We start from the raw sequence: 11,274 nt of genomic DNA, 5'->3' as shown, positions 1-11,274 counted from the left end.
CCCCGATCAGATACACAGACTTTCAGACACTCCCCGATCGCCTGGTCCGTCGGCCCCGGCGTGGCGGACGGCAGGCAGGATTTGTGATCTGCCCAGTCCTTGAAGCGGAAGCCATGAAGCCGCCCGTTGCGGGCTTCGAAGAAGGCGACGACCGCCGCCAGATCGTCAGCACGGCGGATGCCGTAGGCGACATCGTAGCGTCGGCGGGAGTTCGCCCAGCTGGCGTTGCGCTCCTCGTCGCCCGAGGCCAGCTCGACGATTTGGGTGCGCCGCTCCGGTCCGCCGCGCGCACCGCGGCTGATGTCATCCGGAAACCGGACCTCGTGAAACGCCATCAATCCTCTCCGAGATACGTGCCGCGCAGTCCTGTCTGCGGCGTCGGGCTCACATGCCCCTTCGCCCGAGCGAAACTGCGCGGGCGATATCGGCCGCGATCTGTGTGCGGGATTGGCGGAAGCTCTCGGCATCCCGCGCGTTGATCGTGACATTGACCGTAGGCGCGCTTGCGCCGCCGTAACCGGCGGCCTCACGACGGGAGAGCACGCGCTCGCCGCGCTGCAGGATTGCCGGAACCTCGTCGGGCCTGAGGCCTGCCCAACCGCCATTGTGCATGCGCGGCGCCCCGGCGAAGGCCAGCGTCGGGACCATGCGGCCGGGGCCCGGTGCGCCGACCACCCCGCCGGCATGCAGGACGTCGGCAAAAATGCCCTCAGCGCCGCCGAGCGCGCCGGAGAGCGCATTGGCGATCGGTCCGAGGATGAAGCGCCGCGCCGCGAGCTTCGCCAGATCGGCGATCAGCGAGGTGACAAGGTCGCGGAAGCTCAGCTTGCCGGTCTTCACGAACTCGCCGATGGCGTTCTCGGCGCCCTGAAATGCTCCGACCAGCGCAGTGCCGATATCGCCGCCGATGTCGCGCGCCTTGGCGGCGTAATCGGCAAGCGTGGCGCTGACGGCGGCCCAGCCGGTGACGGCCGTTTCCGCCCCCGCAGCCGCTTCCGCCCCGGCCTGGCGCCCGGCGGCGCCGGCGCGACCCGCGGCACCGGTGGCGCCGTCCAACGCATGGCCCAACTCGAGGGCGCCGCCCGCCGCATCATCGAGCGCACCCCCGGCATCATCGTCAACGCCGGTCACCGCATCCTTCAGCGCCTGCCAGCTGGCCATCGGCCGCGACGCGGCATCGGCCAGCATGCCGGCCGCTTCGCGGTAGCCCTCGGCACGTCCGCGCGCGGCCTCGGCCATGGCCCCCAGGCCGGTGTCGGGAGCGGTGACATAGGTCTTGCCCATGGCGGCGTTGAAGGCATCGGCCGCAGCGGTGCCGGCCGCCGTCGCAGCCCCCTCGAAGGGATTCGCGACCCGCCCCAGCGCCACCGGGTCGAGCGTGCCGATCCGCACCCCGCCGTCGCCGACCGCCCAGTCGGGCAGCAGCTCCAACGCGGCATTGAGCCCGCCGATGAAACTGTTGATCCGGGTGACGACGCCGTTCAGCATCGCCTCGACCCCGGAGATCAACCCGTTCGCGGCCTGGAAGGCGAAGTCGCCGATGGCGCCGGGCAGGCTCCCCCAGATCGCCACCGCGCCGTCATAGGCGCCCTGAAACACTGCGATGCTGCGGTCGCCGAAGCTCACCACGCCGCTGACGGTTTCGTCGAGCAGGGTGAAGATGGTCGCCTTCAGCCCCTCCCAGGCGGCGCCGATGCGGGCCATCACCGCGTCGAGGCGCAGTCCCATGCGGTTCCATGCCTCGGCCGCGAACTCGGCAACGAGGCGGAAGGCCTCGGCCAAACCGCCCACCTTCTGCACGACATTCATCAGCTGGTAGATCAGTTCGCCCGCCAGCACGATCAGGGCGCCGATGCCGGTGCGCACGATGGCGCCCCGCAGCACGGTCAATGCGCCGGAAAGCGTCAGCGTGGCGACACGGGCGGCGAGGAACGCCGCGACCCAGCGCCCGGCCATGAAGCCGGCGAAGGCGATGCCGATGGCGGCGAGGCGTTCCATGTTGTCGGCCACCGCGATCAGCGCCGTGGCCACCAGCGACGAGGCCCCGAACACCTGATCCCACGTCCCGACAAGCTGCATCGCGGCATTGCCGATCAGCGTGAAGGCGTCGCCGATGGTGGCGGGCATGCCGTCGGCTTCCTCGCGCAGCCGCTCGAGATTGCCGATCAGGGCGGTCTGGATCACCGCGCCGGTGATGCGGCCCTCGGCGCCCGCCTGGCGCAACCCGGTGACGGTGGTGCCGAGGTCCGCCGCGAGCAGCTGCGCGACGCGGCCACCCTGCGCGATCACGGTGTTGAGGTTGTCGCCCGAAAGCTGCCCCAAAGCCATGGCGCGGGCCAGCGCGGTCTGCACCGAGACGGCACGCTCGCCCTTGGCGCCCGAGACCACCATGGCGTTGTTCAGCGCCTCGGTGAAATCGAGGCTCTCGCGGGTGGAAAGGCCGAGTTCGCGCAGTGCGGTGGCGTTGGCCAGCCAGGACTCGGTCGTCTGCTCGATCCCGGAATAGGTCCGCCGCGCCATGGCGGCGAGGCGCTCCATCACCGCCGCCCCGCGCTCCTGCGAGCCGGTGGCGAGATCGACACGCGAGCGCAGATCGGTCCAGCTGTCGGCATAGGCCACGATCTGCCGAACCGACAGTGCCCCGGCGACGATCCCTGCCAGGCGGCGCAGCACCGCGCCGGTGACGTCGGCCTGCCGCTCGATGCGCCTGAAGCTCGCCTCGCCGGCATCGCCCACGCCCTGGAACTCGGCCTTCACCTGCCTTCCGCCCTCGGCGACGAGGCGGACGGAGACCTTCTTCTGAGCCATGGATCAGTGTTCCTGACGAAGGGAACGAGGCTTGTGGGCCCGGTTCATCGCTCCGGCCCCGGCGAGGACCGGTCGCCTGACGCCCTCTGTTCGTTGAGCTTGCGGACCATCACGGCCTCGATCTCGGGCAGGCATTCGGCAGCGATCAGCGGATCGACCCCGAGCGCCCGCGCCACGGCGAGCGCCGCCGTCATGTCCCAGCCGAGCACCGTGGCGCCGCCCACCCCGGTCGCGATGCGAAGCTGTCCGGTCAGGCGCTGCGCCAGATCCCAGACCTGCCAGCCTTCGAGGGTTTGCGGCCGGTTCAGGCGCGCCGGGCAGTCCGGGCACGAGGCCCCGCCGCCCTCGCAGGGCTCGCAGGCTTTGCAATAGGCGTCGCCCCCGCCGAAGTGCCAGTCTGCGAGGGCGCGGAGGCGTTTTTTTCCTGCTCCAGCATCAGATGCGGTGCGAGGCAGCGGGTTTGGAAGGCCTCGAAGATGGGCCAGATGTCGAGAAGCGCGTCGATGCCTTCGGGGCTGACGGGGACGGGACTGCCGCTTGCATCACCGACGCCCTCCCAGCCGGTGACCACGCGGCGAGCGACGGCCTTCGCCATCACCAGTGCCTGTTCCTCCCTGCTTGCCTCTTCGGGGAGTGCTTCCACTGCCGGATCGTTGCGGGCGGCGACCATGATCGCGGTGGTGATGGGCAGGACGTGCAGACGCAGGCCATGGCCGAGGTCGAGCCATTTCGGCTCGCTGGAAAGATCGAGACGGATCATGGTCAGTATTCCTCGATGTCGTTGATGAGAGTGACGGTGCACATCCGTCCCAGCGTGGCGTCGCGTGCGGCCTGCCAGTCGAAGCTGGCCTGAATGCCCTGCGGCCCGCCGATCTCGATGCGCGGGCGCGGCAGATAGACGGCGTGGACGGTGAGGGTGAGGCTCTCGCCGGAAATGAGCGTCCAGGAGAACTCCAGCTCGCAGGGCGTGCCGCTGATCGCCTGGCTGACGAGCGTGCTGTCGGCGAAGCGCACCTCGGTGCGACCGGTGAGCGCGGCGATCGAGGGATCGGCGCCGTCGATCATGCCGTCCGCGCGGATGGTCTCGATCCGGTCGAGATTGTTGGCATAGGTGATCTCGGTCGAGATCACGTTGCCGAGCGCGCTGCCGTCGCGTTTGATCGAGCCGTTGAAGTGACCGAAACGGGTCAGATCGATCTCGGCCGGCGTTCCCGCGCCGCTGGTCGTGGCGACCGTCTCGCCTTGCGCTACCAGCCGCGCGGTGGCGGTGAGCAATCCCGAGCGCTGCATCTGCCAGCTGAGCTGGTCCAGCACCACGCCGGAATACATCGCATAGCGCGGCACCTCGGGCATGGCGGTCTCGATCGCCAGGCTGGGCAGCGCCCAGCTGCCGGACTGGAAGGTATGGGTATATGGACCGGGCGAGCTTCCGGTGGTGGTCGGCGCACCGAAGGCCGCCTTCAGCCAGAAGCCGAAGGCCTCGGCGTCGATCGGCACCACGACGTCGCCGTCGGCCGTGACCGCGTCTTTGATCGGCGCCAGCGGATCGCGACCGTAGCCGAGCAATTCCGAGTTCAGCAGCGGCTGCTCCGCCCCGAGCGTCGTGCTGGCGAAGGGCATCCGGGTGAAACCGCTGGCCGGCGGCGTGCCGTAGGTCGTCTCGAACGCGAGCGCCATCCGCGCCCGCGCCCCTTGCGCGCGTGCCATGTTCGTCTCCTGTTGTCGGTTGGGTCAGGCCAGTTGGTCGGCCGTCGAATAGTGCAGCACCACCGGGATGACGGCCGCCTTCAGGCTGGCCGCGCCATCGACCGGCAGATCGACCGCCTGCGGGGCTTCGGCCTCGACCCAGTCGCAGAGGCCGCCGAGTGTGCGGTCGGCTGCGAGCGCCGTGCCGATGCTGGCGCAGAGGGCGTCGAAGGTGGCGTCACGATCGGCGCCTTGTACGACCGCCTCGATCTCGGCCCGGTGCTGGTAGTGGTAGCGCAGGGGCGACAGCGTCACCTCGGGCTCGCCGGGATCACCGTCGCGCAGGATCAGCAGCCCTTCGGCCGGGACGCGCTCGGGCAGCACCTCGCCGCGCAGGGCGGTGGGGGGCAACGCCGAGAGCCGCACATGCAGTGCGGCGAGGATGGTCTCGCGGGCGGTAGGCATTCCAATCCCTCTTACGTTCTGACCCCGCCGAGCCAGCCAAGCTGTTGTACTGTCTCGCAGGATCGCCGATCATCACGACAACACCTTCATCTCTCCGTATTCGCGACCCGCCCGACGGTTCAACCGATGCGAACCGACAGGATTTCTGAATGACGCGCCTCGATCTTGAGCGGCAACAGGTCTGGATCTATCTTGCCGCCATCCTGGCAGGGCTGGGCTTGGGTCTGGTGCTGCCGGGGGCCGCCGCACATCTCGAGGCGGCGCTCTGGCCGCTTCTCGGCATCCTGATTTTCGTGACCTTCACGCAGGTGCCGCTGATCCATCTGCCGGAGGCGTTCCGCGACCGGCGCTTCATGGGGGCGATGCTCGCGGGCAACTTCGTGATCGTTCCGCTGATTGTGGCGGGGCTGCTGTTGTTCCTGCCCCAGGATCCGGCGGTCCGGCTGGGTGTTCTCCTCGTGCTGCTCGTCCCCTGCACGGACTGGTACATCACCTTCACTCATCTGGCGGGGGGCGATGCCGGCCGTGCGATCGCCGCCACGCCGGTGAACCTGATCGTGCAGATGGCATTGCTGCCCGTCTACCTGTGGTTGTTCATGGGCACGGCCTTCCTGGAGATCTTCGCGGTCGGACCCATCGTGACCGTTTTCCTGACGCTGATCGTGGCGCCGCTGGTGGCGGCATGGGCCCTCGAGCGATGGGCCGAGGCCCGATCCGGCCGGGACGCGCTGATCGAGCGTCTTGCCTGGTTCCCGGTACCGCTGCTTGCGCTGGTCGTCTTTCTGATCGCAGCAAGCCAGGTGCAATCGGTGACCGCCTCCCTTCCGGTCTTGCCGCAGGTGACGGGCGTGTTCGTCGGCTTCCTCGTGCTCGCCCTGTTCGCAGGACTTGCGATAACACGGGCGCTAGATCTCCCGGCGCGATCAGGACGCGCGCTGGTGTTCAGCCTTGGCACACGCAATTCCTTCGTCGTGCTGCCGCTGGCGCTGGCCCTGCCGCCGGAGTGGCGGCTGGCCATCGTGGTCATCGTGTTTCAGTCACTCGTCGAACTGTTGGGCGTGCTGGTGTACCTCAAGGCGGTGCCGCGTCTTCTGCCCGAAAGATAAGCAAGCTATGTTGGGAAATCGAGCGGAACCCCTCGCCAGAAGCAATGCAATGACCGATCAACAACCGATTCTCATCAGTACCATCGCGTGTCCGGACTGCGGTTACTCGAAAAGCGAGACCATGCCGACAGAGGCATGCCAGTGGTTCTATGAGTGCGCGGGTTGCGGTAAGCTGCTGAAGCCGAAGCCCGGCGATTGCTGTGTCTATTGCTCTTGGGGCACCGTCCCCTGTCCTCCGATCCAGGCAGGCAAGGGATGCTGCGGCTGATGGACTGACTGATCAACTCTCTCAAACGCGCCCCTCCACCCAGTTCGCCACGATCAGTCCCGGCACCGCATCGCGCGCCTGCTCCGCGTCCCGCGCGAGGTCCAGCCGCTTCTTCAGCCTGACCTGCGGGACAAGCAGGAAGACCGGCACGGTGGTGAGCCCCCGGCCGGTCTTCGAGCGCGACGCCACCGCGCGACCCTTGGTGTTCAGCCGCCCCTCGGCAACCAGCAGGCTCGGGCCCCTGCGCCGATAGACGAAGCGCAGGCGCAATCCGGTGCGGCGCTCCCATTCGCCGGGGGTGATCCGGCCGCCGCGGAGGGACTTGCCGGCCGCGGCCGCGGGGATCGCCAGCCAGAAACCGTCCTTCGAGCGGATCAGCGGCCCCGTGTCGTGAGCGCCGACGATGACCGGGGCCTTCGACCAGACCAGCGCGGCGGCGTTCAGGCTGGCCCGGCCTTTCGGGAACTGCTCGGACCGGATGGTGCGGGCGAGCCGCGCCCCCAGCCCCGCGCCGGTGATCTGGGCGCGCCAGGCGGTCTTCAGCCCTGTGCTGGCCTCGCGCATTGCGGCGGTCACCGCCTTCTCCCCGGCCAGCGTTTCCGCCTCCATGATCCGGGCGATATCGCCGACGATGTCGACGCCGAGTTTCATGCAGGCCTCAGTTCGACCGTCCAGACGAGCCGCTCACGGTCGCGGAGGGGCTCGCCCTGGACGAGGAAAGCCTCGCCGTCGATCTCGATGCGGTCGCCGGGGCGCGGGTTCGCCACTTCGGAAACGCGCAGATCGATCCGCGTGGTTTCCGACCAGAGCCGCGCGTCACCGAACTCGGTGACCGCATCGGCACGCCGGGCGACGGCGCGCACCAGAACGGGCGCGCCGCCGTCGGCGATATAGACAGCATCCCGGCCGATGTTCGGATCCGCGAAGAGCGTGTCGACGGCGGCGGCAAAGGCGGACATCAGGTCCGCCGCGCCGAGCGCAGCACCTGCGGCCGCGTGCAGATCGGCAGCGGATTGCTCTCGATCTCGAGCCTGACCCATTCGTCGCGGTCCCGGTCCGGGATGGTGCGGGCGTAGAGCGGCAGACCCAGCGTGTTCACCGTCTCGAAGGTGTCGGCGGGAGCGTGATAGATCTCGAAGAGCCCCTCGACGCCTTCGGGATAGAAGAAGGCTCTGTCGGTCGGCACGCCGAAGCCCGCGCCACCCCGGTAGCGCCGGAAGGTGATGCCGCCGAAGCTGACCTCGTCGGCCACCCGGCCGCGCAGATCGGCCGCCGCGGCGGTGTTGAGGTAGGTCTCGCGCACCTCCTTGTGCGCCACCAGATCGGCGAAGAAGGCCGAGCCGCATTCCGCCCGCACCTGGATCGCGCCTGCAGCCAGGCCGCCCATCGACGCCTCGACGTCTTCGATCAGCGCCTGGCAGCGCTTCCGGAGCGCACCCGAGGCGGGCGAGGCATTGTCGAGGTCGAAGTCGATCTCGGCGGCGGGCGTGATGCCGAACTCGGTGAAGTAGCTGACCACGGTCGCGCCGTCCTTCGGGTCCTTCACGATGCCCTGAATGCCGTTCAGCAGGTGGTACTCGAAGGTGGCCTCGGCATCCTGGCGCAGGCGGCCGAGCTTGCGCGCGACCTCGCTCTGCACCTGCTGGGCCGCAGTTTCCGAGCCGAAGTCGCGGATGCCCTGGATTTCCGAGGCCCAGAGCACGTCCTGCTTCTTGAACTGGCGGCACACGAAGGCGCGCATCTCGCGCCGCTCGGGCACCTGGCTCTCGTAGGCCGAGCCGCGTTCGGAGAACGGGATCAGCGACAGCGTGCCGTCGCGGCTCTCGATCACGACGGTGCGGGACCGCACCCCCCGCGGCGAGAACAGGCCGGCGCCGGACAGGATCGCGGGCCTGAAGGGGATGTTTTCCAGCGCACGGGTCAGTTCGATGATGGTGAAGGCATCGCCTTCGAAGATGTCCATGGTGGCCATGGGAATGCCTCCTGCGGGGGTCGGGCTCAGCGGACGAGGATGCCTGCGCCCAGAAGGGCAGCGTGGGCGGCGGCGATCTCGGCCTCGCTGGGCGTGCCGGCGAAGACGAGATCGTGGCGGTTGACGATCGCGGGTCCGCGGACCACGGCGACGGCGAGCGTATCGCCGCCCGACGCGTCGGCCTTGCCCCAGAGCACCGCGCCGGCGGTCTCGGTGCCGTCGACGGCCGCGGGATCGTGGGCGGCGTATTTGCCGGAGGCGGTGATCCTGCCCAGCACGGTGCCGGGCTCGAGCGTGCCGGTTGCAACCGTGATGGTCTCGCGGGTGTAGTCGCGGAACGCCTCCCAGACGAGGAAGCCGCCCGCGTGCGTGGTCTCGGTGAGCGTGGTCATGGGTCATCCTTTCAGCCTGAAGGTGCGGGCGACGATCTCGCCCCAGGGGCGGGTTCCCGTTGGGCGCCCCGGTTGCGCGTGATGGCCGGCAATCTCGGGCTCAGCCTCGGCTTTCGCTGCGAGCAGTGCGGCGCGGACGTGATCGAGGTCCGCATCGCTTTCCAGAAAACGCCCGGCCATCTGCGGCTGTCCGGCCAGCCGGCAGAGATCGACGACGGCGCGGGCGTGCGTGATGGCCTCGGCGCGGATCGCCGCGGGATCGGGCGGTGCGCCGCCGGACGGTGGCGTCTCGGCCGGCGGGTGTTGGGCGTTCGTCCCGGCGATCTCGTCTTCGCCGGCGCCAGAAGCCTCATCGCTCTCCGCGGCCGCGCCTGTGGCCTCGTCGGCATCGGCGCCGGCGCCGTCGTTGTCGTCACCGTCGTCGCCGCCGCTGTCGGTTGCAGCCGCGACCGCTTCCGCCAGCGCCGGCGGCGCGTTGCGGAAGCGCGCGAAATCGAAGCGCGCAGCGATCCGCACCGGTTCGGCAAGCCGGTCGGCAAAGCCGAGCGCCAGCGCCTCGCGCGCATCCAGCCAGGTCTCGGCGGCCATCAGCGCCGCAATCTCGTCGATCGAGCGGCCGGATTTGGCGGCATAGCCGGCAGCGAGGCTGCCACCCACCTTGTCCAGCGCCTCGGCCATGGCCCGCATGTCGGCGGCCGTGCCCATCACGAGCCCCGCGGGGTCGTGGATCATCAGGAAGGCATTTTCCGGCATGACGATCTCGTCGCCGGCCATCGCGACGTAGGAGGCCGCCGAGGCGGCGATGCCGTCGATCCAGACCGTGACCGTGCCGGCGTGCCGCTTCAGCGCGTTGAAGATCGCCACCGCGTCGAAGACCGAGCCGCCGGGGCTGTTCAGCCGCAGATCAATAGGCGTGCCCTCGGGAAGTGCGCCAAGCTCGGCCAGGAACCCCTTGGCCGACACCCCGTAGGCCCCGATCTCGTCATAGATCGCCACTTCCGCGCCGGTTCCCCGGGCGCGGATCGCATACCAGCTGGCCATGCTCTCACTCCTGTTCAGATGTGCCGCGAGTGCCGGGGCCAGCGCCGGTGCCCCCGTCGCTGCCCGCGTCACCGCCGGCGTCCGGCAACTGCGCCGGGGTCGCCCGCGCTCCCTGCGTCTCGCCCGGGCTCGTGCGGTAGCTGAGGCCGAGACGCTTCGTGCGCTCGGCGTCGGCCGCGTTCTCGCGGTCCACGTCCTCGACGTCGTAGCCGGTGGCCTCGACCACCTTGCGCCGCGAGGTGATGCCGGCTTCCATCGCCAGCACCTGCGCCTGGATGTCCTTCAGCGGATCGACCCAGTCCCAGCGCGGCGGGATCCACTGCACCGGCCGCGCGGCGACCGGATCGGCATCGAGCGCGCCCGACAGCACCGCGGTGTCGAGCCAGCGCGGCCAGACCGCCCGGCAGAGCTGGTGCACCAGGACGCCATGCTGCAGCTGGCCGATGCGCCGTCGGAACTCCACCAGCTCCGCGCGAAGGCTCGAATAGTTCGCCTGCCGGACGTCGCCGGTCACCAGATGATAGGGCAGCCCCAGCGAGGCGGAGACGGCGAGCAGCGTGCGGTACTGGAACGCTTCGTAGCCGCCACCCACGTCGGCGGGCGAGGAGAACTTCACGTCCTCGCCGGGCAGCAGCACCTGCATGGTGCCGGGCTCGAGGCTGGCGATGGCCGTGCCGTCCAGCTCTGCCTCGACCTCGCCCATCATCGGCTCTTCCGGCGCGGTCTTGGTGATAAAGCCCGTGAACATCGCCGCCGTCTTCTTCCGGTCGAGCTCGGCGTCGTCATACTGGTCGAGCAGGAACAGCCGCACCATCGCCGGCGCGATGTGGGGCAACCCCCGGATCTGGCCCGCCTCGATCGGCCGGTAGATGTGCAGCACGTCCGCGGCGGGCACGCGCACCGTCTCCGGGATCACCGCGCCCTGATCGGTGCTGTCGCCCGGATGGCGGCGACGGAAGTGATAGGCCACCCGCCGGCCGATCGCATCGAACTCGATCCCGCAGCGGATGCGGTTGCCGGAGGGCAGCACCTCGGTCTTCTCGAAGGGCAGCATCTCGGACTGGAGAAGCTGCAGTTGCAACGGCACCAGCAGCCCGTCCTCGGCCCGGCGCGGGCGCAGGCGGACGAAGCATTCGCCCGCCACGAACATCTCGCGCGCGACCATGGCCTGCAGGCCATAGAAATCGGTCAGCCCGTCGGCGTCAGCCTCGTCGGTCCAGGCGAGCCAGAGCTGCTGGACCCGGTCCCGCAGGTCTGCGTCCCCGATCAGCGACGAGGGCTTGATGCCGTCGCCGACGAGGTTCGCGGCAAAGGCCTCGCAGGCGTTGGCGGCATAGCCGTTGGTGACCACCAGCTCGCGGGAGCGCGCCAGCAGGCGCGGGCCGCCCGAGGCGACCAGCGTGTTGATGTTCTCGAGCGGCGGGTTCCAGCCGCGCAGGCGGCGCTTCGCCATGGCGCCTTCGAGACGGGCGCGAACCGCCGCTGGTCCAGCGCTGCCCGGCGATGGACGGCGAAAGCGGTCGAAGAGGCCCATGG

At 69.5% G+C, this 11,274-nt stretch carries 14 protein-coding genes; 2 read left to right on the top strand and 12 right to left on the bottom strand.

Annotated elements, in window-relative coordinates:
* From EPA64_RS15665 to EPA64_RS15640, 6 genes are all read right to left on the bottom strand, one after another.
* On the bottom strand, nucleotides 1-335 hold a 335-nt coding region (locus EPA64_RS15665; protein WP_134727229.1), incomplete at its 3' end, for a DUF2460 domain-containing protein.
* Between the two features lie 49 nt (nucleotides 336-384).
* The gene (locus tag EPA64_RS15660; RefSeq protein WP_134727228.1) at nucleotides 385-2,808 is read right to left on the bottom strand and encodes a tape measure protein; all 2,424 of its coding nucleotides are present in this window, start codon (nucleotides 2,806-2,808) and stop codon (nucleotides 385-387) included.
* 44 nt (nucleotides 2,809-2,852) lie between these two features.
* Nucleotides 2,853-3,032: a DUF7697 family protein gene (locus EPA64_RS15655; RefSeq protein WP_052172117.1), complete on the bottom strand. Its 180-nt coding sequence runs from the start codon at nucleotides 3,030-3,032 to the stop codon at nucleotides 2,853-2,855.
* An 80-nt stretch (nucleotides 3,033-3,112) separates the two neighbouring features.
* Nucleotides 3,113-3,568, bottom strand: coding sequence for a hypothetical protein (locus EPA64_RS15650; protein WP_036705417.1), 456 nt, complete (start codon nucleotides 3,566-3,568; stop codon nucleotides 3,113-3,115).
* Between the two features lie 2 nt (nucleotides 3,569-3,570).
* Nucleotides 3,571-4,515: a phage tail tube protein gene (locus tag EPA64_RS15645; RefSeq protein ID WP_043130250.1), complete on the bottom strand. Its 945-nt coding sequence runs from the start codon at nucleotides 4,513-4,515 to the stop codon at nucleotides 3,571-3,573.
* Between the two features lie 24 nt (nucleotides 4,516-4,539).
* Complete coding sequence (locus EPA64_RS15640) at nucleotides 4,540-4,959, bottom strand: hypothetical protein (protein ID WP_043130248.1); 420 nt, start codon at nucleotides 4,957-4,959, stop codon at nucleotides 4,540-4,542.
* Between the two features lie 149 nt (nucleotides 4,960-5,108).
* On the opposite strand from EPA64_RS15640, the gene EPA64_RS15635 reads away from it, so the two are divergent.
* Nucleotides 5,109-6,065, top strand: coding sequence for an arsenic resistance protein (locus EPA64_RS15635; protein WP_043130246.1), 957 nt, complete (start codon nucleotides 5,109-5,111; stop codon nucleotides 6,063-6,065).
* A gap of 7 nt (nucleotides 6,066-6,072) precedes the next feature.
* Entirely contained in the window at nucleotides 6,073-6,333 is a 261-nt protein-coding gene (locus EPA64_RS16850; protein WP_476704019.1) for a GDCCVxC domain-containing (seleno)protein, read from the top strand.
* Nucleotides 6,334-6,354: 21 nt separating this feature from the next.
* On the opposite strand, the gene EPA64_RS15625 is transcribed toward EPA64_RS16850, so the two are convergent.
* The 6 genes from EPA64_RS15625 to EPA64_RS15600 are packed head-to-tail and all read right to left on the bottom strand — an operon-like array spanning nucleotide 6,355 to nucleotide 11,272.
* Entirely contained in the window at nucleotides 6,355-6,984 is a 630-nt protein-coding gene (locus tag EPA64_RS15625; protein ID WP_043130244.1) for a DUF6441 family protein, read from the bottom strand.
* Nucleotides 6,981-7,292 carry a head-tail joining protein gene (locus EPA64_RS15620; protein ID WP_043130242.1) on the bottom strand — a complete coding sequence of 104 codons (312 nt, stop codon included), beginning with the start codon at nucleotides 7,290-7,292 and terminating at the stop codon, nucleotides 6,981-6,983. Before EPA64_RS15620 ends, EPA64_RS15625 begins: the two co-directional genes overlap by 4 nt.
* Nucleotides 7,292-8,305 (bottom strand): major capsid protein, encoded by a 1,014-nt coding sequence (locus tag EPA64_RS15615; RefSeq protein ID WP_043130239.1) that lies wholly within the window; start codon nucleotides 8,303-8,305, stop codon nucleotides 7,292-7,294. Before EPA64_RS15615 ends, EPA64_RS15620 begins: the two co-directional genes overlap by 1 nt.
* A gap of 26 nt (nucleotides 8,306-8,331) precedes the next feature.
* The gene (locus tag EPA64_RS15610) at nucleotides 8,332-8,697 is read right to left on the bottom strand and encodes a head decoration protein (protein ID WP_043130236.1); all 366 of its coding nucleotides are present in this window, start codon (nucleotides 8,695-8,697) and stop codon (nucleotides 8,332-8,334) included.
* 3 nt (nucleotides 8,698-8,700) lie between these two features.
* A complete protein-coding gene (locus EPA64_RS15605) occupies nucleotides 8,701-9,738 on the bottom strand; it encodes a head maturation protease, ClpP-related (protein ID WP_134727227.1) in 1,038 nt (345 codons plus the stop codon).
* 4 nt (nucleotides 9,739-9,742) lie between these two features.
* The gene (locus EPA64_RS15600; RefSeq protein WP_134727226.1) at nucleotides 9,743-11,272 is read right to left on the bottom strand and encodes a phage portal protein; all 1,530 of its coding nucleotides are present in this window, start codon (nucleotides 11,270-11,272) and stop codon (nucleotides 9,743-9,745) included.
* Nucleotides 11,273-11,274: the final 2 nt, after the last annotated feature.

This window comes from Paracoccus luteus, assembly GCF_004522155.1.
GTDB classification, from domain to species: domain Bacteria; phylum Pseudomonadota; class Alphaproteobacteria; order Rhodobacterales; family Rhodobacteraceae; genus Paracoccus; species Paracoccus luteus.
This window is presented reverse-complemented; position numbering and strand designations above follow the sequence as displayed.